Genomic DNA, 25,051 nt, shown 5'->3' on the forward strand with positions numbered 1-25,051 from the left:
GGTTAATCGCCCAGCACTATACGTTTTTACCCCTCCAAAGCCAAGGTGAATGGCCCTGTCAGGGGCGTTGCAGCGCTCGGCGACCCTGCTCGATCAGGCGCTGGGATATCTGTTTGTGCAGCCCGCGCTCCAGCACCCAGCGGTGCCAGTAGAGTCGCTCTATCAGGTGCTGTTTCGGGTTGAGATCGAGCAATGACCCCTCCGCCAGCTGGCGACGGATCTGCAGTTCCGGGATGAGGCAGCAGGCCAGCCCCTGTTCGGCCATGGCGACGAAGGCCTCCGACGAGCGCACCGTGTGGCAGGGGTAGCCGCCGGGCTCCAGCCCGAAGTGGCGAGCCATGTAGCTGACGTGCATGTCGTCACGCTGATCGAAGGCTACCGCCGGCGCCTTGGCCAGCGCCGCCAGGGTCAACCCCTGCGGGAAGTGGCGCTCGACGAAGGCGGGGCTGGCGGTGAGCAGGTAGCGCATCTCGCCGAGCTCGTCGACGCAGCAGCCCGCCAGTGGCTGGCCGTGCAGGCTGACGGCGCCGAACGCCTGCCCCTCGCGCACCCGATCCAGAGTGCGGCTCTCGTCATCCACCAGCAGGTTGAGCTCGATGGGGTGCTGTTCCAGCAGCGGCGCCAGGGCGGGCAGAAACCAGGTGGCCAGGCTGTCGGCATTGACGGCTATGCTGACCCGGATCGGCGCCTGGGGCTCGGCGGGAGAGAGCTCGCCGGCCAGCTCCAGTTCCAGCTGGCGTACCTGGCGGTAGTGGGCCAGCAGCTTCTGCCCGAGCGTGGTGGCCTGCAGCGGCTGGCCGCGAATGATCAGCGGCTCGGCAAACTGCTGCTCCAGCTGCTTGATGCGCTGGGAGATGGCGGACTGGGTGATGTGCAGGCGCTGGGCGGCGCGCTCGAAGTTCTGCTCCTGCATCACCGCATCCAGCGCCAGCAGCAGCTTGTAGTCCAACGCCTTCATCAGCATTCCTTATCAGCAGGGAGATTGAGAAGGGATGCTACTCAAGTGGTGGCGAGAGAACAACCTGAGAGCGCTGAAAATGTCGGCAGCGCAGGCGGGACAAGGGCTGTGGGGTCAAAGCGGGTTTGTCACTGTGAGATGTGACAGTGGTGGTCAAAAGGTATTCAGGAGATACTCTTTTGCGTCCGTTTTTGCATGGGGTGGAAACGGGCCATAGCGAGAACTTTTAATCCCGGGTCTTACCCCGGGATTTTTTTGCGTCACCCTTATTCGGTGACCAGCTCGCGGGCTTCGTCATAGGCACCCTGCAGGGGCTGACCGACGGCACGGGCGAAACGCTCGTCCAGATGGAAGCGGATCCCCACCCCGCGCACGGCGCCCAGATCCACCGCCTGGCGGTGACCGAGCCGCTCGATGGGCAGGCCGAGGCGGCGGAAGATCCGCTCTACCGGCAGACTGACCACGGCAACCAGCTCGCGGATCCCCTTCGCCCTGGCGAAGGCATAGACCTCGCGGAAGATGACGCAGGTCAGCTCGCTGACCCCGTTGCCCAGGCGCGGCGCCCGTTCGGCATCGATGGCGAGGCGGGTCAGTTCCCACGCGTCGTTGCTGCGTGGCGGGGCTTCGCCGGCGAGGGCGGTGGGGAAGATGCTGGGCAGCATGTAATCCTGGGCACAACTGAGCAGACGGATGCAGCCGCACAGGCCTTTTTCGTCCTCAATCAGAACCCAGTGGGTGTCCGGAGTATCGAAACTGTCCTGCTCCAGACCACGGTGAGATTCCACATCCCAGCCGAGGCGATCGGAGAAGACGCGATTGCGAAAGCGATAAAGCTCGTTTTCTACCTCCCATCTGGGGTGTTCTTTTAATTTTCCTTTGAAAACAAGCATTCAGATGTCTCCATTTCAGTGTTCGGCGCTATAATCGAGGCCCTGGCCAGGGGGGCTAGCCTATGAAACAAGACCAACTGCTTGAGTACCTCGAACATTTCACTTCGGTAACGGACGGGGATCGTCTGGCCGAGTTGATCGGTCGGTTCACGCTCGGTATGGGTTACGACTACTACCGGTTTGCGCTGATCATTCCCATGTCGATGCAAAGACCCAAGGTGGTGCTGTTCAATCAGTGCCCCGACTCCTGGGTGCAGGCCTATACGGCAAACCATATGCTGGCCTGTGATCCCATCATTCAATTGGCCCGCAAGCAGACCTTGCCCATTTACTGGAACCGGCTGGATGAGCGAGCACGTTTTCTGCAAGAGGGCAGTCTGGACGTGATGGGGTTGGCGGCGGAGTTCGGGCTGCGCAACGGTATCTCGTTTCCGTTGCACGGGGCGGCGGGGGAAAACGGCATACTGTCGTTCATCACCGCCGAGCGGGCATCGAGCGATCTGCTGCTGGAGTCCTCGCCCGTCCTCTCCTGGATGTCCAACTACATCTTCGAGGCGGCGATCCGGATTGTGCGGGTCAGTCTGCGGGACGATGACCCTCAGGAGGCCCTGACTGACCGGGAGACCGAATGCCTGTTCTGGGCCAGTGAAGGGAAAACGTCGAGTGAAATCGCCTGCATCCTGGGGATCACGGAGCGAACCGTGAACTACCACCTCAATCAGGTCACCCGTAAAACGGGGTCGATGAATCGCTACCAGGCCATCGCCAAGGGGGTGAGCAGTGGCATCTTGCTGCCCAATCTCGAGCAGGTCGTGGTCACCAACTTCCCCAAGCTGATGCAATAAAACCCGATGATTCTCGGGGCAGAGTGACTGGCTAACAATTGTCAGATCCTGCAATTGACAGCCATGAACGGGTCTAGCCCCTTCTACCTCGAAGGGGTTGGGTTGAGCCCTCTGTCATTAGCAAAACAAATTGCTCAGCAGATTAATGAATTTCTCTAAACGTCTGGCCGCCCCTTATAGTGCCGTCCAATCACTCTGCTGGACGGTTCATCCATGTTTGCTACCACCCTGCAAGGCTTCACCCTCGGCCTTGCCATGATCATCCCCATCGGTGCCCAGAATGCCTTCGTGCTGAGCCGGGGTATCCACCGCAACCACCATCTGCTGACGGCGACCCTCTGCTGCCTGTGCGATCTCGTGCTGATCGGCATCGGGGTGTTCGGCGGGGCCAACCTGCTGGCGGCCAGCCCGATCGGACTGGCCCTGCTGACCTGGGGCGGCGTGCTGTTCCTCGGCTGGTTCGGTATCCGTTCCCTGCGCAGCGCCTGGCGTGGGCAGGGGGCTTCGCTTGCGGACTCACCCCAGTTGATGGGGGTCAAGAGCGTGCTGGCCATGACGCTCGGGGTGACCCTGCTCAACCCCCACGTCTACCTGGACACCCTGATGCTGCTCGGATCCTTCGGCAGCCAGTTTGCCGAAGAGTTGCGGCCCGCCTTTGCGGCGGGGGCCATGCTGGCCTCGCTGGTCTGGTTCTACAGCCTGGCGTTCGGGGCGGCCGCTCTCTCGCCCTGGCTCGCCCGCGGCAGGGTACAGCAAGCTATTGATACTATTGTTGGTTTCATCATGCTGGGGTTGGCGTTGCAGCTGGCGAGCGGGGCTTTGCTGGCGTCATAAGGCTATTTTTGTGCCGCACCTCATAAAAATTCACCCCGGCTTCATCCGCTGACATATTCGTCTGTTAAATTCCCGTCGCTGGTAAAGCGACACTCTAATAAAAGGGACAAGACAGTGAATAAATCCATGAAGCTGGGTGCTATTGCAGCCATCGTGCTGTTGTCTGCCTGTAGCAATGAAAACGACAGCAAGGCGCAACCGGGCGAGGTTGCCCTGCGTCTGATCCAGACCTCCGATATCCACTCCAACGTGCTGGGGTATGACTACTACCAGAACAAGGAGGATCGCAAGTTCGGCCTCTCCCGCACCGCGCTGCTGATCCGCGCGGCCCGCGCCGAAAACCCCAACAACCTGCTGCTCGACAACGGCGACCTGATCCAGGGCACGCCGCTGGCTGACTACATCTTCGAGCAGTCCGGTGCCGGTTACCTCGACAAGCAGGCCCACCCGGTGTTCAAGGCGATGAACGAGCTCGGCTACGACGCCGGCAACCTGGGTAACCACGAATTCAACTACGGTCTGGATTACCTCACCAAGACCCTGCAGGGGGCCAAGTTCCCCTATGTGAACGCCAACGTGTTCGAGGCGGGCGCCTTCAAGCGGGATGCCAAGGGGCAGATTGACTGGAGCGGCAACAAGTTCACCCCCTACCTGCTGCTGGAGCGCAAGGTGAAGGATGACAAGGGCCAGCTGCAGACCGTCAAGGTCGGCATCCTGGGGCTGACCCCGCCGCAGGTGCTGCAGTGGGACAAGCGCCATCTGGAAGGCAAGGTGGTGGTGGCCGACATGGTCGAGACCGCCAACCACTATGTGCCCGAGCTGCGCGCCAAGGGCGCCGACGTGGTCGTCGTTGTTGCCCACACCGGCATCAACGCCAGCAGCTACGAAGCCATGATGGAGAACTCCGCCTGGCACCTGGCCAAGGTGAAGGGGGTGGATGCCCTGATGCTGGGCCACGCCCACAAGAACTTCCCGGGTGACTTCCCGGATCTGCCGGAGGTGGACAACCAGGCCGGTACCCTGAGCGGCATTCCGACCGTGATGCCGGGTTACTGGGGCAACCACCTCGGCATCATCGACCTCAAGCTGGAGCAGGTGGACGGCAAGTGGCAGGTGAAACAGAGCCAGGCCAGCCTGCGCAAGATCGACTCCAGCGAAGGCAGCGCGGTGGATCAACGGGTGGTGGACCTGGTACAGGCCGACCACGACGCCACCAACCAGTGGCTGGATGAGCCGCTCGGCAAGATCACCTCCTCCATCCACAGCTTCTTCGCCCTGGTGCAGGATGATCCTTCGGTGCAGCTGGTGAGCGATGCCCAGCGCCGCTATGCCGAGCAGCTGCAAAAAGACGGCCTGCTCAAGGAGTCCTACCCCATCCTGTCGGTGGCGGCACCGTTCCGTGGCGGTCGCAACGGCATCAATGACTTCACCTACGTGGCCCAGGGCGACATCTCCCTGCGCAACGTCTCCGACCTCTACATCTATCCGAACACCCTGCAGGTGGTCGAGGTGAACGGGGCCACCGTCAAGGAGTGGCTGGAGATGAGTGCCGGCCAGTTCAACCAGATCGACACCGGCAAGACCGAGGTGCAGTGGCTGGTGAACGAGAAGTTCCCCACCTACAACTTCGACGTGATCGACGGGGTCAACTACGAGGTGGATATCACCCAGCCGGCCCGTTACAACAAGGAAGGGGCCAAGGTCAGCGACGGCCAGCGTATCAGCAGCCTCACCTTCAATGGTCAGCCCATCGATCCGGCCCAGAAGTTCTACGTGGTGACCAACAACTACCGCGCCAGCGGCGGCGGCCACTTCCCGGGTATCGACGGCAGCAACATCGTCCATGAAGATCCCTTCGAGACGCGCGAGATCATCGCCCAGTACCTGAAGGCCCAGTCTGCCGACAACCCGGCCGGCTTCAGCCCGGCGGCCAACAACAACTGGCACATGAAGGCCCTGCCGGCCAACGTGGACGTGCGACTCTACTCCTCGCCCCGCGAGGAGGCCAAACAGCTGGCCGGTGCGGATCTGGAATACAAGTCCACCCTGCCGATGGATGACGCCCAGCACCCTGGCTACGCCATCTTCCGGCTGATCCGTCAGTAATTTCCGGCCGACATGGCAATAAAAAAAGCCCTCGCACTGCGAGGGCTTTTTCATGGGCGGAGGGCTTAGTTGACCACGGCCACGTTGATGGTGCCGTTGCCCTGGGTCATGCGGACCCGGGCGCCCGGTACGAAGGTGGGGCTGGCCTTTTGCACCACCACGATGGATTCGCCGTTCTCTTTCTTGATCTCGAGCTCGACGCCATCCACCTGGTTGAGCTTGTCACCGGCCGCCTTGCCGGCTGCCGCGCCCGCGATGGCGCCACCGGCCGCGGCGATGTCGCTGCCGCGCCCGCCGCCGATGGTGCTGCCGAGCAGGCCGCCGACCACGGCGCCACCTATGGTGCCTATCAGCGAGTTCTCATCGGCCTGGATCTTGACCGGGCGGGTGGAGAGGATGGTGCCGTAGCTGACGGTCTGTACCTGCTTGGCGCGATCCTTGGTGTAGACATCGCCGGAGTAGACATCGCTGTTGGCACAGCCGCTGAGGGTGGTGGCGGTGGTGGTGGCCAACAGGGCGATGAGGGTAATGCGTTTCAACATGATGGGCCTCCTGGGCTGGCATCTAATCTGGTTTGTTCGGTCAGTGATTCAACTCTACGCCAACCGGATTGAGCATGAAACCAGCAAAGTGTAACCAATTATAAGGCCCGGACCCTGCAAACCCCGTCCCCACCGGCTCAGTCGAGCCATTTTTCCAGCAGCAGGCGATCCTCGCCTTGGCCGAAATAGTCGCGCTCCTCGGCCAGTTGCTGATAACCGAGTCGAAAGTAGAGGCGCTGGGCCGGATTGGCCGGATCCACCGTCAGTCTGACCCGCTCGATCCCCAGTCTCAGCAGTGACTGCTCCACCTGCAGCATCATGCGTTCGGCCAGGCCGAAGCCGCGCGCCTCCGGCAGCACCGCCAAGGAGAGCAGCCAGCCCTGCGACCGATCCTGTCCCAGTCCACCCAGGGCATAGCCCAGCAGCTTGCCGTCCAGCTCGGCCACCAGCAGCAGCTCGGGCCACAGATCCATGGCCTGGCGGAAGAAGAAGCCGGGATAGACATCCTCCCCGAATACATTGACGTCGATCTGCCAGATGGCGTGCATGTCGGTGTGGCGCGCCACTCTCAAAACGGGGGGCTGGTGCATCCGGGCTCCTGTGATGTCGTACGTGCTGCCGGGCGGCAGTCAAAAAGGAGCCACAGGGTAGTGGGCCCGCCGATCTGATGCAAGCGGGTCTGAGCGGCAGGGCGGCCCCGGCTCAGGGCGGCAGAGGGCGGCTGCCCGGCCGCTTGGGGGCCTTGCGACGACTGTCCAGCAGGTGGCGCAGGGCCAGCCAGGGGTGATGCCACAGCATGCGCGGGCCGCTCCACTTCATCACCAGCTGGATCTGCTTGCGCATGGCCGGGGCATAGCAGTGGATGTGGCAGTTGGCACAGGTGGGTTTGTGGCCGTGACCATAGCGGCAGCGGCGCAGCCGCTGGTGGGCGAACTCCTGCAACTGCTGGCAGTGCCGGCAGGCTGGGTCCTGGTGATGGTGGTCGCAGTAGAGGCGGATCATGGCGCTGACCGTCTGCTGCTCCCGCTTGAGCCTGGGGTGCATGGGCGCCTTGTCGGCGCGGGCCGGGCGCGCGGGGTGGGAGTGATGGGTCGTCATGAGGGGCATTGTCCTGACCTGGGGCGGCGGGGTCTTGATACAGGTCAAACCGGCGGGCAAAAAAACAGGGCCCGCAGGCCCTGTTTCATCAAACAACTCTGCTTGTCTGCGCTTAGATGAGGCTGGTTGCCTGCTCCAGCCAGGCGAGATCCTCACCCTCCAGCAGCGGGCTGAGACGGCGGTAGACCTCGACGTGGTACTCGTTGATCCAGCGGAACTCGGCCGGGCTCAGCAGGCTGCGATCGATGAGGCGGGTATCGAACGGTACATAGGTCAGCCGCTCGAAGCCCAGCATCGGCAGCTCGCCGATCTGCTCCTGTTCGGTGACCACCACCAGGTTCTCGCAGCGGATGCCAAAGGCATCTTCCCGGTAGTAGCCGGGTTCGTTGGAGAGCACCATGCCCGGCTGCAGGGCCACCAGGCTGCCCTTGGGGGCGATGCGCTGCGGGCCTTCGTGCACGCTGAGGAAGTGGCCGACGCCGTGGCCGGTGCCGTGGTCGTAGTTGTAACCTGCCTGCCACAGCGGCATGCGGGCCAGCACGTCGAGCTGGATGCCGGCGGTGCCGCGCGGGAAGCGGGCCTGATCCAGCGCGATGTGACCCTGCAGTACCCGGGTGAACATCGCCTTGTGCTCGTCGGTGACCTCACCCACCTTGATGGTGCGGGTGATGTCGGTGGTGCCGTCCAGATACTGGGCGCCGGAGTCCACCAGATAGATGCTGTCCTGACCGAAGGTACGCGGGGTGCCGTTGGTGTGGCGGTAGTGGCACATGGCGGCGTTGGGGCCGAGCGCCGAGATGGTGTCGAAGCTCGGCTCGACGTAGTGCTCCTGCTCGCGGCGGAAGGCTTCCAGCTGGTCGGCCAGGGTGCCTTCATCCACCCCGTCGAACTCGCCGCTGGCGATCAGCCGATCCAGCCAGGCCAGGAAGCGGGTGACGGCGACGCCGTCGCGCAGATGGGCGGCACGCATGCCGGCCAGCTCCACCTCGTTCTTGCACGCCTTCGGCAGCATGGTCGGATCCTGACCGGCCACCAGGATGGCGCCCGCCTCTTCCATAACCAGCTGGGTCCAGGCGTTGGCGGTGTTGGGATCGGCCAGCACCTTCTGCTGATCCTCGCCGATGCGTTTGAGCACGTCACCCAGCTTGTCGATGGGGTAGACGGAGACATCTTGCCCCACGTGCTGGCTGAAGGCGAAGCAGTCGATCTTGTCGGTGTCGACGAAGAAATCCATGGTGGCGTTGGCGTAGAGCACCGCAAAGCCCAGCACCACCGGCAGCCGCTCCACGTCGCGACCGCGCAGGTTGAGCAGCCAGTTGATGGGCTCGGCCTGAGTCAGCAGCACAGCATCCAGCCCGCGCTTGCGCAGATCGCTGGCCAGCAGCTCGCGCTTGGCCTGGCTGGACTGGCCCGCCAGCGCCTCGCTGTAGAGGATGGCCGGATTCTTGGTGGGAGCGGGGCGATCGCTCCAGTGCAGATCGATGGGGTTCTGCTCCACACGCACCAGCTCGATGCCGCGCTCGGTCAGGATCTCTTTGGCGTGTCGATACCAGGCCAGGCTGTGCAGGCGGGCATCGAAGCCGACCCGGGAACCGGCAGGCAGCTGCTCGGCCAGCCACTGCACGTGGGGATCTTCGTTCAGGTGGAGAAACTCGAAGAGCTCGGCCGGTGCCTGCATGCGGGCCTGCACCGTGTAACGACCGTCGATGAACAGGGCCGCCCGCTGCGCCAGTATGATGGCGAGGCCGGCGGAGCCGTTGAAACCCGTGATCCAGTCCAGTCGCTCGGCGTAGGCGGGAATGTACTCCCCCAGGTGCTCGTCGTCATGGGGGACGATGAAGGCGTCCAGCTCCATCATGGCCAGTTCGGCCCTGACCTGGGCGACGCGGGTTTCAATAATCTCGAAATGATTCATGTCGTTAATGCCAGATTGTAGTGATGTGAGTGTTCAGTGGTTGTGGCCGCTGTCCAGGATCCGCTTGATTGACTGGCCAGCCGCCTCGATATGTTGCTTGAGCAGCACCACCGCCTCGTGCTTGCGGCGGGCGCGGCACAGCTCCAGCAGCTGAGCGTGCTCCCGCTCCGCCTTGTCGACGCCATCGCTGGCGAACAGCAGCTCGAAGCGCACATAGCGGTCGCAGCTCAGATTGATCTGGGCGATCAGCTCCAGTGCCTGGGGGCGGCCGGCGGCCTGATAGAGGGTGGCGTGAAAACTGTGGTTCAGTTCGGCCCAGCGTTCGATCTGGGTGCCCGACTCGAGGGCCTGGTCGAACTGGGCGAGGATCGCCTGCGCCTTGGCGAAGGTCTCCTCCGTCATCAGGTCGACGGCGTGGAACAGGGTATCGGCTTCCAGCAGGGCTCGCAAATAAAAGAGCTCCTCTATGGCTGCGGCGTCCAGCATGGTGACCACGGCGCCGCGGTGGGCCTCGAACTTCACCAGCCCCTGGGCTTCCAGCTGCATCAGGGCCTCCCGCACCGGAATGCGGCTCACCGCCAGCTCCTTGGCGATGGCGTCCTGGCGCAGGGGGGCGCCGGCGGGAAACTCACCGCGCAGGATCCGGCCACGGAGGTTTTCCATCACCATTTGGGTACGGGTCTTGTAGGGTGGGGTCATGATCGGGTCACAGGGGAATCGTTACAAAATTGTATATTGTATAAAGTTGGGCTGAATCTAACGCGCAAGGGCCCACAAGGCAAGGTTTGGCGGGAGTCAAACGCCGCGCTCTGCTCAAAAAAATACCGGTCAGCTGGGCTGACCGGTATGAGATTGGTTGTGAACGGGGTCGCTGTTACAGCTGCGGACCCGCCGCTACCAGACGCTTGCCTTCGTCGTTGTCGGTGAAGCGCTCGAAGTTCTTGATGAAACGCTGGGCCAGATCCTGCGCCTTGGCATCCCACTCGGCCTTGTTGGCGTAAGTGTCGCGCGGGTCGAGGATCGCCGGATTCACGTCGTGCAGGGCGGTCGGTACTTCCAGATTGAAGATCGGCAGCACCTTGGTCTCGGCCTTCTCGATGGAGCCATCCAGGATGGCGTCGATGATGGCGCGGGTATCCTTGATGGAGATGCGCTTGCCGGTGCCGTTCCAGCCGGTGTTGACCAGGTAGGCTTCCGCGCCGGCCGCTTCCATCCGCTTCACCAGCTCCTGACCGTACTTGGTCGGGTGCAGGGAGAGGAAGGCCGCACCGAAGCAGGAGGAGAAGGTCGGGGTCGGCTCTGTGATGCCGCGCTCGGTACCGGCCAGCTTGGCGGTGAAGCCAGACAGGAAGTGGTACTTGGTCTGCTCCTTGGTCAGCTTGGAGACAGGGGGCAGCACGCCGAAGGCGTCGGCGGTCAGGAAGATCACCTTGGTGGCGTGACCCGCCTTGGAGACCGGCTTGACGATGTTCTCGATGTGATAGATGGGGTAGGAGACCCGGGTGTTCTCGGTCTTGGAGCCATCGTCGAAGTCGATGGTGCCGTCGGCCGCCACGGTCACGTTTTCCAGCAGCGCATCGCGACGGATGGCGTTGTAGATGTCCGGCTCGGCTTCCTTGGAGAGCTTGATGGTCTTGGCGTAGCAGCCCCCTTCGAAGTTGAACACGCCGTCGTCGTCCCAGCCGTGCTCGTCATCGCCGATCAGCTGACGCTTGGGATCGGTGGAGAGGGTGGTCTTGCCGGTGCCGGAGAGGCCGAAGAATATGGCCACGTCGCCGTCCTGACCCACGTTGGCGGAGCAGTGCATGGAGGCGATGCCGCGCAGGGGCAGGAAGTAGTTCATCATGGAGAACATCCCCTTCTTCATCTCGCCACCGTACCAGGTGCCGCCGATGAGCTGGATCTTCTCGGTCAGGTTGAAGGCGACGAAGTTCTCGGAGTTGAGACCCTGCTCCTTCCAGTTCGGGTTGGTGCACTTGGCACCGTTCATCACCACGAAGTCCGGTTTGAAGGTTTTCAGCTCTTCATCGCTCGGGCGAATGAACATGTTTTTCACGAAGTGAGCCTGCCAGGCCACCTCGGTGATGATGCGCACGGCAAGGCGGGTGTCCGGGTTGGCACCGCAGAAGCCGTCCACCACGAACAGGCGCTTGCCGGAGAGCTGCTTGGTCACCAGGGATTTCAGATGTGACCACACTTCCGGGCTGATGGCTTTGTTATCGTTTTTACCCTGGTCAGACCACCACACAGTATTCTGGGTAGTGGCATCTTTGACGATATATTTATCTTTCGGGGAGCGGCCGGTGAAGATGCCGGTATTGACATTGACGGCCCCCAGTTCGGTCACCACGCCGCGCTCGAACCCTTCCAGGTCGGCACGAGTCTCTTCCGCGAACAGCTGGTCGTAGGAAGGGTTGCGCAGGATTTCAGTGGAGTTCTTGATACCGTACTGGTCCAGTCCTAATTGTTGGGCCAGGGTGGGTTCTGCCACGATTGTCATTGTATTCTCCTGGGTTCAGAGGTTGGTAGGGTTCTATCTGGCGTTCATCCTATCACTTAGGTGGTAGAGTTTAGCGATCGCCATCAAACTTTATAAAATAGGGTATTTTTTTGTTATTTAAGTTAAAGGCGGGTTTTGCCCGCCTTCAATTAGTGTAACTTGTTTGCATCATTACCGGGAGCCCCGCTGAACAGGGTTTCGACATCGATCCCGTCAAATTCGTACTGGGCGCCACAATAATCACAGTGCATGCCGATCTTGCCGAGCTCCTGCACCATCTCCATTACCTCTTCCTTCTCGATCTGCAACAGGGCCCCTTCGCAACGCTCGCGGGAGCAGGTGCAGCGGAATTCGACCGCCTGCGGATCGAACACCCGCACCTTGTCCTGGTGGTAGAGACGGTAGAGGATCTCTTCCGCTTCCAGACCGAACAGCTCTTCATCCTTGATGGTGCTGGTGAGCTGGGTCAGGTGCTCGAAGTCGTCGCCGTGATCCTCGCTCTGGGCGGGCAGCTCCTGCAGCAGGATGCCGGCGGCACGCGGCGCACCTTCGTGGTAGCCGGTGCGGATCCAGAGCTTGGTCGCCAGCTGTTCGGACTGGGTAAAGTACTGCTCCAGGCAGCCGGCCAGGGTGTCGGCGTCCAGCGCTATGATGCCCTGATAGCGTTCACCCTGCTCCGGGGTGATGGTGATGACCAGCTGGCCTTCCCCGATCAGGCTTTGCAGCTTGCCGTCGCTCGGCAGTTCACCCTCGTAGCGGGCCACGCCACGCAGCTGCTGGTTGTTGTCGCCGTTGATGACGGCCAGCCGTACCGGGCCGTTGCCCTGCAGCTGTACCGTGATGGAGCCTTCGAACTTGAGGGTGGCGGTCAGCAGGCTGGTGGCGACCAGCAGTTCACCCAGCAGTTTTTGCACCTGTACCGGGTAGTTCTGAGCCTCCACCACGTGGCGGTAGGTGTGGTCCAGCTGGACCAGCTCGCCCCGGACTTCGTACTCTTCGAACAGATAGCGATACAGGAGATCTTGGTTACTCATCATGCATTCCTGGGTTCTTCGGTGGGGTAAATAGATAAAAACATTAATAAACAGGTGGTTAGGAACTTATTCCGCCATCTGTCGTCATAAAAGGGCCATCTTGGCGGGTCAATATTGCTTGACCTTGATCAGCTGGCGCCGCTCCTGCTTGTCGGGGCGACGCTCGGGGCTTGGGGCAAACTGGCTGTTGAAGCGGCGTGCCTCGCTGTTTTCCGCCCGTCGTTTCAGGCTGGCCTCGGTCTCTTCATAGAGCTGCTGGGCCAGCGGGGCGGATTTGCGCTGCTCGCTCACCTCGACCACCCGCACCTCCCGCTCGTCCTGGCCCTGCCAGAAACGAATGAGGGCGCCGACCTCGACATGCTTGCCCGGCTTGCTGCGCTGGCCGTTGTAGTGCACCTTGCCCCCTTCAATCAGGTCGCGGGCCAGGCTGCGGGTCTTGTAAAAACGTGCCGCCCACAACCACTTGTCGAGACGGACCTGGGTTGGGATTTCTGCGGGGTTCGGCATGAATCGACTCCGGAATGGCTGAAAGGGGTGCCTGATTATACCAGAGGCAGGCCCCGGGATAGAAACAGGGGGCCCAAGGGTGTGACGGAATGTCAATTTTCGCAGCTTACTCCCATCCGGTCGGTTGTCTCTGGGTCCATTGCCGTACACAATAGCCAACCGATTTGGATGCCAGAAAATATTGATAAACATGACGCTACCGTTCAGGGATGACTTGTTGAGCTCCCTTCTGGCCCGTTGTAAAACCGTGCCACTCTCCCGTTTCAGCCAGCCTCTGTTCTGGCTTCTGCTGCTGTTGCTGGCCCACCAGTGTGCCGGTCTCACCTGGCGTCTGCTGGATCTCGGCAGCCGTCCCGTCAGTCAGCCCTGGCAGCCGTCGGTGGTAGCCAGTCAGGGCCAGGGTTCAAACCGGCTCGATCTGAGCGGCGTCAGCCGGCTGGCGCTGTTCGGCAAGGCCAAGCAGCAGGCCCAGGCGGCCGATGTTGTCGCAGCCGATGCTCCCAAGACCCAGCTCAACGCCCAGCTCAATGGCGTGCTGGCGAGCTCGGATCCCGCCAAGTCCATCGCCATCATCGCCCACAACGGGCTGCAGAACTCCTATGGCATCGGTGATCTCATCGACGGCACCCAGGCCAAGATCCGCCAGGTATTTGCCGACCGTGTCATCATCGAGCGGGACGGGCGCGACGAGACCCTGATGCTGGACGGGGAGGAGTACGGCAAGCCGCTGCCCCAGCAGGGCAAGCAGGACGACAAGCTCTCCTCGGTGCGCAACGAACTGATGGGCAACCCCGGCAAGATCACTGATTACCTCAATATTTCCCCGGTCCGGGTCGATGGTCGCATGGTCGGCTATCGCCTCAATCCGGGTCGCAATCCGGAACTGTTCAATCAACTCGGGCTGGTCGCCAACGATATGGCGGTCAGCATCAACGGGCTGGATCTGCGGGATAACGCTCAGGCCATGCAGGCGATGCAGCAGGTGGCTGGCGCAACGGAAATGACCGTCACCGTCGAGCGGCAAGGACAGCTCTACGACGTTTATGTCGGCTTGTCAGAATAATGAATTGGAGTAGCACCAAGAATGACAAATAAAGGGAAGGGCTGGCGTCTGGCCACCGTGGCCGCGGCGTTGATGATGGCAGGCTCAGCCTGGGCCACCGAATACTCCGCCAGCTTCAAGAATGCCGACATCGAAGAGTTCATCAACACGGTCGGCAAGAACCTGAACAAGACCATCATCATAGAGCCGTCGGTGCGGGGCAAGATCAACGTCCGCAGCTATGATCTGCTCAACGAAGACCAGTACTACCAGTTCTTCCTGAGCGTGCTCGACGTCTATGGCTTCGCCGTGGTCCCGATGGACAACGGCGTGCTCAAGGTGGTGCGCTCCAAGGATGCCAAGACCTCCGCCATCCCGGTGGTGGACGAGAGCAACCCCGGCAGCGGTGACGAGATGGTGACCCGGGTCGTGCCGGTGCGCAACGTCTCGGTGCGCGAGCTGGCGCCGCTGCTGCGCCAGCTCAATGACAACGCGGGCGGCGGCAACGTGGTCCACTACGATCCCTCCAACGTGCTGCTGATTACCGGCCGCGCCGCCGTGGTCAACCGGCTGGTGGAAGTAGTGCGTCGGGTCGACAAGGCGGGCGACCAGGAAGTGGACATCGTCAAGCTGAAGTATGCCTCCGCCGGTGAAATGGTGCGACTGGTGACCAACCTCAACAAGGACGGCAACAACCAGGGGGCCAACACCTCCCTGCTGCTGGCCCCCAAGGTGGTGGCCGACGAGCGCACCAACTCCGTGGTGGTGAGCGGCGAGCCCAAGGCGCGCGCCCGCATCATCCAGATGGTGCACCAGCTCGACCGTGACCTGCAGAGCCAGGGCAACACCCGGGTCTTCTATCTGAAATACGGCAAGGCCAAGGATCTGGTAGAGGTGCTCAAGGGCGTCAGCTCCAGCATCGAGGCCGACAAGAAGGGCGGCGCGGCTACCACCACAGGCGGTGGCGGTGCCAGCATCGGCGGTGGCAAGCTGGCCATCTCCGCCGACGAGACCACCAATGCGCTGGTGATCACCGCCCAGCCGGACGTGATGTCCGAGCTGGAGCAGGTGGTGGCCAAGCTCGACATCCGCCGTGCCCAGGTACTGGTGGAGGCGATCATCGTCGAGATCGCCGATGGCGACGGCCTCAACCTCGGGGTGCAGTGGGCCAACACCAATGGCGGCGGCACCCAGTTCACCGACACCAACCTGCCCATCGGCTCGGTGGCCATCGCGGCCAAGGATTACAAGGACAACGGGACCACCACAGGCCTGGCCTCGCTGGCCAAAGAGTTCAACGGCATGGCGGCCGGCTTCTACAAGGGCAACTGGGCCGCGCTGGTGACGGCCCTGTCGACCAACACCAAGAACGATATTCTCTCCACCCCGAGTATCGTCACCATGGACAACAAGGAAGCCTCCTTCAACGTCGGCCAGGAAGTGCCGGTGCAGAGCGGCTCCCAGAGCTCCACCACCAGCGATCAGGTGTTCAACACCATCGAACGCAAGACGGTGGGGACCAAGCTGGTGGTGACGCCGCAGATCAACGAAGGGGACTCCGTGCTGCTCAACATCGAGCAGGAGGTCTCCAGCGTGGCGCAGACCCAGGCGACCGGGACCGCCACTCTGGGCCCGACCTTCGATACCCGCACCATCAAGAACGCCGTGCTGGTGAAGAGTGGCGAGACAGTGGTGCTGGGCGGCCTGATGGACGAGAAGACCCAGGAGAAGGTCTCCAAGGTGCCGCTGCTGGGCGACATCCCTGTGTTGGGCTACCTGTTCCGCTCCACTACCAATACCACCTCCAAACGCAACCTGATGGTGTTTATCCGGCCCACCATCTTGCGTGACTCCGACGTTTACAGCGGCATCTCCGGCAACAAGTACTCCCAGTTCCGCTCCGAACAACTGGATGCGGCGGCGCAGGAGGGGTACCTCACCTCGCCCAAGCGCCAGGTGCTGCCCCAGTACGGCCAGGACGTGACCGTCTCGCCCGAGGTGCAGAAACAGCTCCAGCAGACACAGTCGGCCCCGCAGACGAACGGTGGGTCCCAGCCATTCGTGGGTAACAAGTAATGGCGGCATACCAGCTGGATGGCGTCGACATGCCGGCAGCCCTGCCCGAGCTCCCGTTTGCCTTCGCCCGCAACTTCGGGGTGATCCTGACCGAGCGGCAGGGGGCCCCGGTGCTGCTCTGCCGCCAGGGCGTGACGCCGCAAACCCTGCTGGAAGTGCGGCGGGTGGCGGGTTGCGCCTTCACGGTGGAGCAGATGGACGGCGAGGCCTTCGAAGAGTTGCTGATGGCCCACTACCAGCGCGACTCCTCCGAGGCGCGCCAGCTGATGGAGGATCTCGGCAACGAGATGGACTTCTTCGCGCTGGCCGAAGAGCTGCCCCAGAGTGAAGACCTGCTGGATGCCGACGACGATGCCCCCATCATCCGCCTCATCAACGCCATGTTGAGCGAGGCGATAAAAGAAGAGGCATCCGACATCCACATCGAGACCTTCGAGCGGGCCCTGGTGATCCGGTTTCGCATCGATGGGGTGCTGCGGGAGATCCTGCGCCCCCATCGCAAACTCGCCTCCCTGCTGGTGTCGCGCATCAAGGTGATGTCGCGGATGGACATCGCCGAGAAGCGGGTGCCGCAGGATGGCCGCATCTCGTTGCGCATCGGCGGCCGGGCGGTGGACGTGCGGGTCTCCACCATGCCGTCCAGCTATGGCGAGCGGGTGGTGCTGCGACTGCTCGACAAGAACAACGTGCGCCTCGAGCTCAAGCAGCTCGGCATGACGCTGGCCAACCGCAACATCATCAGCGAACTCATTCGCAAGCCTCACGGCATCATTCTGGTGACGGGCCCGACCGGTTCGGGCAAGTCGACCACCCTCTACGCGGCCCTCTCCGAGATCAATTCGCGGGATCGCAACATCCTGACCGTCGAAGACCCCATTGAATATGACCTCGAAGGGGTGGGCCAGACCCAGGTCAACAGCAAGGTGGACATGACCTTCGCCCGCGGCCTGCGCGCCATTCTGCGTCAGGATCCGGACGTGGTGATGGTGGGGGAAATCCGTGACCTCGAGACCGCCCAGATCGCGGTGCAGGCGTCGCTGACCGGCCACCTGGTGATGTCGACCCTGCACACCAACACCGCCATCGGTGCCATCACCCGGATGCGGGACATGGGCATCGAGCCCTTCCTGCTCTCCTCGTCGCTGCTGGCGGTACTGGCCCAGCGGCTGGTACGCACCCTCTGCCCCGATTGCCGCGCACCGCGCCCCATCACCGAGCAGGAGCGCCTTGCCATGGGCATCGAGCTGGCGCCGGATCAGCAGGTGTGGCGGCCGGTGGGCTGCGAGCAGTGCAACCACACCGGCTATCGCGGCCGGACCGGCATCCACGAGCTGGTGGTGGTGGACGAGGCGGTACGCGAGGCGATCCACAGCGCCAGCGGCGAGCTGGCCATCGAGCGACTGATCCGGGGCCATACCCCCAGCATCCGCCGCGACGGCATCGACAAGGTACTCAAGGGGCAGACCAGCCTCGAAGAGGTGCTGCGCGTGACCCGGGAAGACTGAGATGGCGGCATTTGAATACAAGGCCCTCGACGGCAAGGGACGCAACAAGAGCGGCGTACTGGAGGGGGATTCCGCCCGTCAGGTACGCCAGCTGTTGCGTGAGCAGGGGCTGACCCCGCTCGAGGTGAACGAGACCACCGAGAAGGCCAAGCGCGAGGCGAACCGCTTCGTGTTGTTCCGCCGTGGTGCCAGCACCGCCGAGCTTGCGATGATAACCCGCCAGCTGGCGACCCTGGTGGGGGCAGGCCTCACCATCGAGGAGGCGCTCAAGGCCGTCGCCGAGCAGTGCGAGAAGGCCCACCTGCGCAGCATGGTGGCCACGGTGCGCAGCAAGGTGGTGGAGGGCTATTCGCTGGCCGATTCGCTGGGGGCCTTCCCCCATGTGTTCGATCAGCTGTTCCGCTCCATGGTGGCGGCCGGCGAGAAGTCCGGTCACCTGGAGAAGGTGCTCAACCGCCTCGCCGACTATACCGAGCAGCGTCAGCACATGCGCACCAAGCTGCTGCAGGCGATGATCTACCCCATCGTCCTCACCTGCGTCGCCATCGGCGTCATCTCCATCCTGCTCACCGCCGTGGTGCCCAAGGTGGTGGCCCAGTTCGAACACATGGGCCAGCAACTGCCGGCCACCACCCGCTTCCTCATCGGTACCAGCGAGCTGATGCAGCACTACGGCCTCTGGTTCCTGTTGCTGCTGCTGGTGGGTGGCTTTGTCTGGCGCTGGTGGCTGACCGACGACAAGCGTCGCCGTCACTGGCACCAGCTGATCCTGCGCCTGCCGGTGATCGGCCGGGTCAGCCGGGGTCTCAACACTGCCCGTTTCGCCCGCACCCTGAGCATCCTCAACGCCAGCGCCGTGCCGCTGCTGGAGGGGATGAAGATTTCCGGCGAAGTGCTCTCCAACGACTTTGCCCGCATGCGCATCGGTGAAGCCACCGAGCGGGTGCGGGAGGGGACCAGCCTGCGCAAGTCGCTGGATGAAACCAAAATTTTTCCGCCCATGATGCTGCACATGATCGCCTCCGGCGAGCAGAGCGGCGAGCTCGACAATATGCTTGAGCGGGCGGCGGACAACCAGGATCGGGAGTTTGAAACCCAGGTGAACATCGCCCTCGGGGTGTTCGAACCCATGCTGGTGGTCTCCATGGCCGGGGTGGTGCTGTTTATCGTGATGTCGATCCTGCAGCCGATCCTCGAGCTCAACAATATGGTGAATCTGTAGGTGAGGGTGTCCGAATACGCTTCGCTATTCGAACCTACAAACCCAGTCGAACCCGTAGGTTCGATTAGCCGACAGGCGTAATCGAACGATCGCGGTTTAACAGTTAATCGTTGATGGTTCATGCCATCTCATTTCGTGAGGGAGTAAGTCATGCAAAAGCGTCGTCAATCGGGTTTTACCCTGCTGGAAGTGATGGTGGTCATCGTGATCCTGGGGATCCTGGCCAGCCTGGTGGTGCCCAACCTGATGGGCAACAAGGAGAAGGCGGACCAGCAGAAAGCGGTCTCCGACATAGTGGCGCTGGAAAACGCCCTCGACATGTACAAGCTGGACAACAACCGCTACCCGACCACAGAGCAGGGGCTGGACGCGCTGGTCAACAAGCCGACCGCCGCACCTGAGCCGCGCAGCTACCGGGAAGGGGGCTACATCAAGCGCCTGCCGCAGGATCCCTGGGGCAACCCGTACCAGATGCTGAGCCCGGGCCAGTTCGGCAAAATCGACATCTTCTCCATGGGGCTGGATGGCGAAGCCGGTACCGATGACGACATCGGCAACTGGAACCTGAAGGACTTCCAATAAGTGATCCCGCCGCGTCGCGCTCACCGAGACATGCCGAGGCTGCCTGAATGAAGGTGGCCTCTTCTGCCCGTCGCCAGGCCGGTTTTACCCTGCTGGAAGTGTTGCTGGTGGCCATGTTGATGGGTCTGGTGGCCACTGCCGTCACCCTCAGCATGGGTGGCGCCAGGGGGGATAGAGAGCTCGACAAGCAGGCGCGCCGCTTCATGGCCGTGCTGCAGCAGGCGCAGGAGTACTCGGTGATGGATGGCCGGCTGGTGGGCCTGCGTGTCGAGGACAACGGCTGGCAGTTCATGCAGCGCGCGGCCAAGGATCGCAAGTGGCAGGTGATGAGCGGCGACAAGCTGCTGGATCGGGTCGAGCTGCCCGACAACATGCAGCTGGCCATCGAGCTCGAGGGTTTCAGCTGGCGGACCGACTCCGACGAGAAGTACGAGAAGGGGCGCGACGAGAAGGAGCGCACGCCTCAGGTGTTCATCTTTCCCGGTGGCGAGCTGACCCCCTTCGTGCTGACCCTGACCCAGCAGGACGACGATCAGCGCTATGTGCGCACGGTCAAGGCGGACGAGTTCGGCCGCCTGCGCCTGCTGCAGGACGAGGAGGAAGAGGAATGAACGCCCGCGGCATGACCCTGCTGGAAGTCATGGTGGCGCTGGCGGTGTTCGCCATCGCCGGGCTGGCGGTGATGAAGACCGCCAGCGAGCACCTCTCTGGCCTCAACTATCTGGAACAGAAGACCCTGGCGACCTGGGTGGTGGAGAACCAGCTGGTGCAGCAGAAGCTCGAAGCCAAGTGGCCCGGTGACAGCTGGGTGGAGGGGGACGAGCAGATGGCGGGCCAGACCTGGTACTGGCGCTATCGCGGGGTCGCCACCGCCGACAGCAACTTCAAGGCGCTGGACATGGAAGTGCGCACTGCGCCCAAGGCCGACAGCCCGGTGGCCATGATCCGGACCTATATCAGCCGATGAACCTGCATCAAGGTGTCTCCATAAGCCGGAGCCGGCATCAGCCGATGAACATTCACCAACGTCTCTCCATGATCCGGAGCCGGCGTCAGGCGGGGTTTACCCTGCTGGAGATGCTGGTGGCCATCGCCATCTTCGCCGGCCTGAGCCTGGGCGCCTATCAGGTGCTGCAAGGGGTGCTCACCAGCGACGAGGTGGCCAAGCGCAAGGAGGCTCGTCTCTCCGAGCTGCAACTGGCCTTCTCCGTGCTGGAGCGGGACGTCACCCAGATGGTGCCGCGTAGCGGCCGCATCGACGGCGAGAACAACAAGGTGCTGCTGGCGGCCTCCCGCTTTGGCCAGCAGAGCGACGACTGGGGCATGGCCTTCATGCGCGGCGGCTGGCTCAACCCGGATGGCATGTTGCCGCGCTCCGGCCTGCAGCGGGTCGGCTGGCGGCTCAAGGATCACAAGCTGGAGCGGCTGAGCTACCTCTACCCGGATCCGGTGATCGGCACCGAGCCGCGCATCCAGCCCATGCTGGAGCGGGTGACGGCGCTGCGACTCTACTTCTACGACAAGGGCAGCTGGAAAGAGGAGTGGACCCAGCGCAACGTGCTGCCCTACGGGTTGGCGGTGGAGCTGGATCTTGAAGACTACGGTACCATTCGCCGCCAGTTCCTGATCGGTGCCGGTGGTCAGAGGGCAGATAATGGTAACTGATCGTCAGTTTCCCCTGTCCGTCATGGAAGATGACGGCACTATTCGACGCCGCCAGTTCCTGATCGGTGCCGGCGGCCAGCGAGCGGACAATGGCAATTAAGTGCGGCCGGGGCCGATCCCGCACCACACCTGGCCGCCAGGGGGGCATGGCCCTGCTGGTGGTGCTGCTCATCCTGTCGGTGATGGTGATCATCGCCAGCAACATGAGCGGCCGGTTGCAGCTGGAGCTGCGCCGCACCGCCAACCTCACCGCCGGCAAGCAGGCCTGGTGGTATGCCATGTCGGCGGAGGCGCTGGTGAGCAAGGTGCTGGCCCAGGATTTCAAGGATGACCCCAATGTGGTCAGCCTGGGGCAGAACTGGGCGCGCCAGGATGCGGTCTTCCCGGTGGATGACGGCAAGCTCACCGGCCGGGTGCGGGACCTGCAATCCTGCTTCAACCTCAACAGCCTGAGCGTGCCGTTGAAGGACGGGATCAGCGGCGACGATCTGGAGAAGCAGCCCTATCCGGTCAAGGTGTTCAAGGCGCTGCTCAAGCAGCTCGAGGTGGAAGATTACGAGGCGGTGCAGCTGACCGATGCCATCCGCGACTGGACCGACAAGGATACCGTGCTGGTGTCGAGCTACGGCGCCGAGGATGCCTATTACGAAGGGCTCACCCCCCCTTATCTGACCGCCAACCAGTGGATGCTCGGCACCGACGAGCTGCGGGCGGTGCGCGGGGTGAGCGCCAAACTGTATGCCCGGCTGGCGCCCTATGTGTGCGCCCTACCCAACGACAAGCTGGTGGTGAACGTCAACACCATCCGGCCGGAGCAGTCGGCCCTGCTGGTGGCGCTCTATCTGGACAAGGTGGGGCTGGACGATGCCAAGCGGGTGCTGACCAGCCGCCCCCAGAAGGGGTGGAAGAACAAGAAGGAGATGACGGACCAGATGCCGCTGCAGGTGAGCTCCATTCCGGGGCTGGATGCGGCGCTGGACGTCAAGAGCAGCTATTTCGAGGCCAGGCTGCTTGCCGAGGTGGGTGACACCCGGGCCAGGCTGGAGAGCGTCTTCGTGCGCGGCAAGGACAACAAGCTGGTGATGCTGCGCCGTCTGAACGGCGGCGCCGAATAACAAGGGAGGCGGGTGACGGTCGTTGGCCGGCCCGCGCCATCCCCCGATTGGACTGCAGCCCATGGCTGCGCGCCCGCCCATCCCGAGGGATGCGAGCGAGCATGGCAGGAGAGACATTAGTGAGCGAGAGTCTGGTCATCCGTCTGGGGACCAATGCGCAGCAGCCGGTCGAGTGGCTGGTGTGGTCGGGCGGGGAAGAGGAGGTGATCGCCTCCGGTACCCTGGCTTCGGCCCATGCCCTTGGCGAACTGCAGGAGCGGGCCGGTGGCCGCCCGGCGGTGGTGCTGGTGCCCGGCAGCGATCTTATCTTCCGGCGGGTGAGCCTGCCGGGCAAATACAGCCGCCAGAGTGCGGCCGCGCTTCCCTATCTGCTGGAGGAGCAAATCGCCTCCGACGTGGATGAGCTGCACCTGGTGGTGCTGGGCCATCAGGGTCACGAGGTGGACCTGATGGCGGTCGACAAGGAGAAGATGCAGACCTGGCTCGGCTGGCTGGAGCAGGCCGGTCTCAAGAGCCGGCAGCTGCTGCCGGACGTGCTGGCGCTGCCGCAGGCGACCGACGGCTGGTCGGCGCTGCAGCTGGGCAAGGAGTGGCTGCTGCGCCAGGGGCCCTGTCAGGGCATCGTCGCCGACGAGCCGCTGCTGGCCATGTTGCTGGCGGCGGAGCCGGCGCCGGTGACCATTCACAGCCATACCCCGCCGCCGGCCATTGCGGCGGCCAGCTGGCAGGCGGCCGATCCCGAGCTGCCCATGCTGCTGCTGGCCCGGGGCGCGCTCGCCAGTCAGGCAAACCTGTTGCAGGGCCCCTACCGGCCGCAGACCGAATACTCCCGCTACTGGCAGCAGTGGCGCAAGGTGGCGGTGGTGGCTGGAGCGCTGCTGGTGGTGGCGTTCGCCCAGCGCGGCGTGCAGCTCTACCAGCTGGCGGAGCAGGACAAGGCGCTCAAGGCGGAGATCCGGCAGGTCTACACCCGGATCTTCCCGGGGGAGAGCCGCATCGTCAACGTGCGCAGCCAGATGACCCAGCACCTCCAGCAGCTGGGGCAGACGCCCCAGGACGGGGTGCTGATGGTGCTGACCGAGTTGGCCCCCACCTTTGCCGAAGTGCCCGGCCTCAAGCCCGAGGTGCTGCGTTTCGACGCGGCTCGCGGCGAGCTCAGGCTGCAGGTGACGGCCCCCGGTTTTGCCGAGATCGAGCGTTTTCGCGAGCTGGCCGGCAAGCGCTTCGAGGTGCAGCAGGGGGAGGTGCGCAGCACCGAAGGCAAGGTCGAAGGGGCACTGGTGCTGAAGGGTAAATCATCATGATGGACAAACTACAAGGCTGGTGGCGGAGCATCAGTGCCCGCGAGCAGCGGCTGGTGGCGGTGGGCGGCAGCGTACTGTTGATCGGCTTCTGCTACTGGGTCATCTGGCAGCCCATCGGCAACCGCATCGACGAGCGCGAGCGGCAGGTATTGAGCCAGCAGCAGACGCTCGCCTGGCTGAAAGAGAAGGGTGAAGAGGTGCTGGCGCTGCAGGGTGGCCAGGGCCGCCAGCTCGATACCAGTGGTACCCTGGAAGGGGTGGTCAACCGCACCGCCTTCAACCAGAAGATCAAGATTGCCCGGCTGCAGCCCCAGGGCCAGGAGCTGCAGGTATGGATCGACACGGTGGCGTTCGATGATCTGTTGATCTGGCTGGCGACCCTGGCGGATCGCCATGGCGTGCAGGTACAGGTGATCGAGCTGGCCAGCGAGAATCTGGCGCCCGGTCTGGTCAAGGTACGCCGCTTGCAGCTGAGCCGTCCCCAATGAAACAACGCGTCCCGAGCAGAGCCTCGCGCCTGATCGGGCGTTTGCAGTCGAGTCGTTTTCTATGAAGCAAAGAGTGCTGATTGCCGTGCTGTTTCTGGCGGCCTATCTGGTTTTCCTGCTGGCCAAGCTGCCGGCCTCTCTGGTGGTGCGCCATCTGCCGCTGCCGCCCCTGGTGCAGCTGGAAGGGGTGAGCGGCACCCTCTGGAGCGGCCAGGTTGCCCGCCTGCAATACGCCAGCGAGTCGCTGACCCAGCTGCGCTGGGAGCTCAACGGCTGGTCGCTGCTGCGTTTTGCCCCTGAGGTCTCCCTGCGCTTTGGTGAGCGCAGCGGCCTCAATGGGCAGGGGGTGGTCGGCTGGAGCGGCGCCGCCTTCGGCCGCGACATCACCCTCAACGTGCCGGCCCCCTGGCTGCTGGCTCGGGTGCCGATGCAACTGCCCGTGCCGGTGACGGTGGCTGGCCAGCTGCAGCTCAAGCTCGATCAGTTTGCCCAGGGCAACCCCTGGTGCGACAACCTCTACGGCAACCTCTACTGGTACGGGGCCGATGCCGATACCCCGGCCGGCAAGCTGGTGCTGGGGGATCCCGAGATCAAGCTGACCTGCATCGACTCCCGGCTGGTAGCCGAGCTCAAGCAGGGCTCGGAGGCGGTACAGGTGCAGGGCAAGCTGGAGCTGCAGGCCAATCGCCAGTACCTGTTCCAGGGCACGTTGAAACCCGGGCCCGAGCTGCCGGAGCAGATGAAGCAGGGGCTCCCCTTCCTCGGCCAGCCCGATGGGCAGGGGCGCTTCCCGCTGCGCTACCAGGGCCGCATCTGACGGCGT

The 25,051-nt window shown here is 63.2% G+C and carries 25 protein-coding genes; 15 read left to right on the plus strand and 10 right to left on the minus strand.

The window, feature by feature from the left end; genetic code table 11:
* Window positions 1–58 precede the first annotated feature (58 nt).
* Both AB5Y81_RS00390 and AB5Y81_RS00395 read right to left on the minus strand, forming a co-directional pair.
* Window positions 59–958, minus strand: a complete 900-nt coding sequence (locus AB5Y81_RS00390) for a LysR family transcriptional regulator ArgP (RefSeq protein ID WP_017780386.1) — start codon at window positions 956–958, stop codon at window positions 59–61.
* Between the two features lie 266 nt (window positions 959–1,224).
* The gene (locus tag AB5Y81_RS00395; RefSeq protein ID WP_279484920.1) at window positions 1,225–1,848 is read right to left on the minus strand and encodes an acyl-homoserine-lactone synthase; all 624 of its coding nucleotides are present in this window, start codon (window positions 1,846–1,848) and stop codon (window positions 1,225–1,227) included.
* 62 nt (window positions 1,849–1,910) lie between these two features.
* Between AB5Y81_RS00395 and AB5Y81_RS00400 the strand changes: the two genes are divergently transcribed.
* From AB5Y81_RS00400 to AB5Y81_RS00410, 3 genes are all read left to right on the plus strand, one after another.
* A complete protein-coding gene (locus AB5Y81_RS00400; RefSeq protein WP_005308457.1) occupies window positions 1,911–2,693 on the plus strand; it encodes a LuxR family transcriptional regulator in 783 nt (260 codons plus the stop codon).
* Window positions 2,694–2,906: 213 nt separating this feature from the next.
* The gene (gene lysE / locus AB5Y81_RS00405) at window positions 2,907–3,527 is read left to right on the plus strand and encodes an L-lysine exporter (protein WP_017780388.1); all 621 of its coding nucleotides are present in this window, start codon (window positions 2,907–2,909) and stop codon (window positions 3,525–3,527) included.
* A 126-nt stretch (window positions 3,528–3,653) separates the two neighbouring features.
* Window positions 3,654–5,633 (plus strand): bifunctional 2',3'-cyclic-nucleotide 2'-phosphodiesterase/3'-nucleotidase, encoded by a 1,980-nt coding sequence (locus AB5Y81_RS00410; RefSeq protein ID WP_042051486.1) that lies wholly within the window; start codon window positions 3,654–3,656, stop codon window positions 5,631–5,633.
* Window positions 5,634–5,698: 65 nt separating this feature from the next.
* Here the strand turns inward: AB5Y81_RS00410 and AB5Y81_RS00415 are convergent, their stop codons facing one another.
* The 8 genes from AB5Y81_RS00415 to hslR form a co-directional block, all read right to left on the minus strand.
* A complete protein-coding gene (locus AB5Y81_RS00415; RefSeq protein ID WP_005308463.1) occupies window positions 5,699–6,175 on the minus strand; it encodes a glycine zipper 2TM domain-containing protein in 477 nt (158 codons plus the stop codon).
* 137 nt (window positions 6,176–6,312) lie between these two features.
* Window positions 6,313–6,765: an N-acetyltransferase gene (locus tag AB5Y81_RS00420; protein ID WP_017780390.1), complete on the minus strand. Its 453-nt coding sequence runs from the start codon at window positions 6,763–6,765 to the stop codon at window positions 6,313–6,315.
* 112 nt (window positions 6,766–6,877) lie between these two features.
* Entirely contained in the window at window positions 6,878–7,273 is a 396-nt protein-coding gene (locus AB5Y81_RS00425) for a nitrous oxide-stimulated promoter family protein (protein ID WP_026141432.1), read from the minus strand.
* Window positions 7,274–7,385: 112 nt separating this feature from the next.
* The gene (locus AB5Y81_RS00430; protein ID WP_017780392.1) at window positions 7,386–9,188 is read right to left on the minus strand and encodes an aminopeptidase P family protein; all 1,803 of its coding nucleotides are present in this window, start codon (window positions 9,186–9,188) and stop codon (window positions 7,386–7,388) included.
* 33 nt (window positions 9,189–9,221) lie between these two features.
* Window positions 9,222–9,887, minus strand: coding sequence for a GntR family transcriptional regulator (locus tag AB5Y81_RS00435; RefSeq protein WP_010635235.1), 666 nt, complete (start codon window positions 9,885–9,887; stop codon window positions 9,222–9,224).
* 175 nt (window positions 9,888–10,062) lie between these two features.
* Entirely contained in the window at window positions 10,063–11,688 is a 1,626-nt protein-coding gene (gene pckA / locus AB5Y81_RS00440; protein ID WP_017765220.1) for a phosphoenolpyruvate carboxykinase (ATP), read from the minus strand.
* Between the two features lie 149 nt (window positions 11,689–11,837).
* Complete coding sequence (gene hslO / locus AB5Y81_RS00445) at window positions 11,838–12,722, minus strand: Hsp33 family molecular chaperone HslO (protein WP_005308471.1); 885 nt, start codon at window positions 12,720–12,722, stop codon at window positions 11,838–11,840.
* Window positions 12,723–12,830: 108 nt separating this feature from the next.
* Window positions 12,831–13,229, minus strand: coding sequence for a ribosome-associated heat shock protein Hsp15 (gene hslR, locus AB5Y81_RS00450; RefSeq protein WP_279484919.1), 399 nt, complete (start codon window positions 13,227–13,229; stop codon window positions 12,831–12,833).
* A 214-nt stretch (window positions 13,230–13,443) separates the two neighbouring features.
* On the opposite strand from hslR, the gene exeC reads away from it, so the two are divergent.
* The 12 genes from exeC (at window position 13,444) to exeN (ending at window position 25,045) form a co-directional block, all read left to right on the plus strand.
* The gene (exeC, locus tag AB5Y81_RS00455) at window positions 13,444–14,292 is read left to right on the plus strand and encodes a GspC family type II secretion system variant ExeC (protein ID WP_005308474.1); all 849 of its coding nucleotides are present in this window, start codon (window positions 13,444–13,446) and stop codon (window positions 14,290–14,292) included.
* A 21-nt stretch (window positions 14,293–14,313) separates the two neighbouring features.
* Window positions 14,314–16,347: a GspD family T2SS secretin variant ExeD gene (exeD, locus tag AB5Y81_RS00460; protein ID WP_024942323.1), complete on the plus strand. Its 2,034-nt coding sequence runs from the start codon at window positions 14,314–14,316 to the stop codon at window positions 16,345–16,347.
* Entirely contained in the window at window positions 16,347–17,852 is a 1,506-nt protein-coding gene (gene exeE / locus AB5Y81_RS00465) for a GspE family T2SS ATPase variant ExeE (RefSeq protein ID WP_005308478.1), read from the plus strand. Before exeD ends, exeE begins: the two co-directional genes overlap by 1 nt.
* Before the next feature lies 1 nt (window position 17,853).
* Window positions 17,854–19,074, plus strand: coding sequence for a GspF family T2SS innner membrane protein variant ExeF (exeF, locus tag AB5Y81_RS00470; RefSeq protein WP_017765226.1), 1,221 nt, complete (start codon window positions 17,854–17,856; stop codon window positions 19,072–19,074).
* A 150-nt stretch (window positions 19,075–19,224) separates the two neighbouring features.
* Window positions 19,225–19,656 carry a GspG family T2SS major pseudopilin variant ExeG gene (gene exeG, locus AB5Y81_RS00475; protein WP_005308483.1) on the plus strand — a complete coding sequence of 144 codons (432 nt, stop codon included), beginning with the start codon at window positions 19,225–19,227 and terminating at the stop codon, window positions 19,654–19,656.
* Window positions 19,657–19,703: 47 nt separating this feature from the next.
* Window positions 19,704–20,267, plus strand: a complete 564-nt coding sequence (exeH, locus tag AB5Y81_RS00480; RefSeq protein WP_017765227.1) for a GspH family T2SS minor pseudopilin variant ExeH — start codon at window positions 19,704–19,706, stop codon at window positions 20,265–20,267.
* Window positions 20,264–20,623, plus strand: coding sequence for a GspI family T2SS minor pseudopilin variant ExeI (gene exeI, locus AB5Y81_RS00485; protein WP_005308487.1), 360 nt, complete (start codon window positions 20,264–20,266; stop codon window positions 20,621–20,623). Before exeH ends, exeI begins: the two co-directional genes overlap by 4 nt.
* Before the next feature lie 68 nt (window positions 20,624–20,691).
* The gene (gene exeJ, locus AB5Y81_RS00490) at window positions 20,692–21,321 is read left to right on the plus strand and encodes a GspJ family T2SS minor pseudopilin variant ExeJ (RefSeq protein ID WP_368146517.1); all 630 of its coding nucleotides are present in this window, start codon (window positions 20,692–20,694) and stop codon (window positions 21,319–21,321) included.
* A gap of 89 nt (window positions 21,322–21,410) precedes the next feature.
* Entirely contained in the window at window positions 21,411–22,436 is a 1,026-nt protein-coding gene (exeK, locus tag AB5Y81_RS00495; protein WP_279484917.1) for a GspK family T2SS minor pseudopilin variant ExeK, read from the plus strand.
* A gap of 119 nt (window positions 22,437–22,555) precedes the next feature.
* Window positions 22,556–23,740, plus strand: a complete 1,185-nt coding sequence (gene exeL, locus AB5Y81_RS00500; protein ID WP_124249421.1) for a GspL family type II secretion system protein ExeL — start codon at window positions 22,556–22,558, stop codon at window positions 23,738–23,740.
* Complete coding sequence (gene exeM, locus AB5Y81_RS00505) at window positions 23,737–24,228, plus strand: GspM family type II secretion system protein ExeM (protein WP_005308496.1); 492 nt, start codon at window positions 23,737–23,739, stop codon at window positions 24,226–24,228. Before exeL ends, exeM begins: the two co-directional genes overlap by 4 nt.
* A 61-nt stretch (window positions 24,229–24,289) precedes the next feature.
* The gene (exeN, locus tag AB5Y81_RS00510) at window positions 24,290–25,045 is read left to right on the plus strand and encodes a GspN family type II secretion system protein ExeN (protein ID WP_017783584.1); all 756 of its coding nucleotides are present in this window, start codon (window positions 24,290–24,292) and stop codon (window positions 25,043–25,045) included.
* The last annotated feature ends 6 nt before the right edge of the window (window positions 25,046–25,051 follow it).

Source organism: Aeromonas sp. s2 (assembly GCF_040907935.1).
GTDB lineage: Bacteria > Pseudomonadota > Gammaproteobacteria > Enterobacterales > Aeromonadaceae > Aeromonas > Aeromonas dhakensis.

Excerpts from the sequence above, each read along its gene's own strand:
- AB5Y81_RS00390 (WP_017780386.1), bottom strand. The coding sequence starts at position 958 with ATGAAGGCGTTGGACTACAAGCTGCTGCTGGCGCTGGATGCGGTGATG.
- AB5Y81_RS00395 (WP_279484920.1), bottom strand. The coding sequence starts at position 1,848 with ATGCTTGTTTTCAAAGGAAAATTAAAAGAACACCCCAGATGGGAGGTA.
- AB5Y81_RS00400 (WP_005308457.1), top strand. The coding sequence starts at position 1,911 with ATGAAACAAGACCAACTGCTTGAGTACCTCGAACATTTCACTTCGGTA.
- lysE (WP_017780388.1), top strand. The coding sequence starts at position 2,907 with ATGTTTGCTACCACCCTGCAAGGCTTCACCCTCGGCCTTGCCATGATC.
- AB5Y81_RS00410 (WP_042051486.1), top strand. The coding sequence starts at position 3,654 with ATGAAGCTGGGTGCTATTGCAGCCATCGTGCTGTTGTCTGCCTGTAGC.
- AB5Y81_RS00415 (WP_005308463.1), bottom strand. The coding sequence starts at position 6,175 with ATGTTGAAACGCATTACCCTCATCGCCCTGTTGGCCACCACCACCGCC.
- AB5Y81_RS00420 (WP_017780390.1), bottom strand. The coding sequence starts at position 6,765 with ATGCACCAGCCCCCCGTTTTGAGAGTGGCGCGCCACACCGACATGCAC.
- AB5Y81_RS00425 (WP_026141432.1), bottom strand. The coding sequence starts at position 7,273 with ATGACGACCCATCACTCCCACCCCGCGCGCCCGGCCCGCGCCGACAAG.
- AB5Y81_RS00430 (WP_017780392.1), bottom strand. The coding sequence starts at position 9,188 with ATGAATCATTTCGAGATTATTGAAACCCGCGTCGCCCAGGTCAGGGCC.
- AB5Y81_RS00435 (WP_010635235.1), bottom strand. The coding sequence starts at position 9,887 with ATGACCCCACCCTACAAGACCCGTACCCAAATGGTGATGGAAAACCTC.
- pckA (WP_017765220.1), bottom strand. The coding sequence starts at position 11,688 with ATGACAATCGTGGCAGAACCCACCCTGGCCCAACAATTAGGACTGGAC.
- hslO (WP_005308471.1), bottom strand. The coding sequence starts at position 12,722 with ATGAGTAACCAAGATCTCCTGTATCGCTATCTGTTCGAAGAGTACGAA.
- hslR (WP_279484919.1), bottom strand. The coding sequence starts at position 13,229 with ATGCCGAACCCCGCAGAAATCCCAACCCAGGTCCGTCTCGACAAGTGG.
- exeD (WP_024942323.1), top strand. The coding sequence starts at position 14,314 with ATGACAAATAAAGGGAAGGGCTGGCGTCTGGCCACCGTGGCCGCGGCG.
- exeE (WP_005308478.1), top strand. The coding sequence starts at position 16,347 with ATGGCGGCATACCAGCTGGATGGCGTCGACATGCCGGCAGCCCTGCCC.
- exeF (WP_017765226.1), top strand. The coding sequence starts at position 17,854 with ATGGCGGCATTTGAATACAAGGCCCTCGACGGCAAGGGACGCAACAAG.
- exeG (WP_005308483.1), top strand. The coding sequence starts at position 19,225 with ATGCAAAAGCGTCGTCAATCGGGTTTTACCCTGCTGGAAGTGATGGTG.
- exeH (WP_017765227.1), top strand. The coding sequence starts at position 19,704 with ATGAAGGTGGCCTCTTCTGCCCGTCGCCAGGCCGGTTTTACCCTGCTG.
- exeI (WP_005308487.1), top strand. The coding sequence starts at position 20,264 with ATGAACGCCCGCGGCATGACCCTGCTGGAAGTCATGGTGGCGCTGGCG.
- exeJ (WP_368146517.1), top strand. The coding sequence starts at position 20,692 with ATGATCCGGAGCCGGCGTCAGGCGGGGTTTACCCTGCTGGAGATGCTG.
- exeK (WP_279484917.1), top strand. The coding sequence starts at position 21,411 with ATGGCAATTAAGTGCGGCCGGGGCCGATCCCGCACCACACCTGGCCGC.
- exeM (WP_005308496.1), top strand. The coding sequence starts at position 23,737 with ATGATGGACAAACTACAAGGCTGGTGGCGGAGCATCAGTGCCCGCGAG.
- exeN (WP_017783584.1), top strand. The coding sequence starts at position 24,290 with ATGAAGCAAAGAGTGCTGATTGCCGTGCTGTTTCTGGCGGCCTATCTG.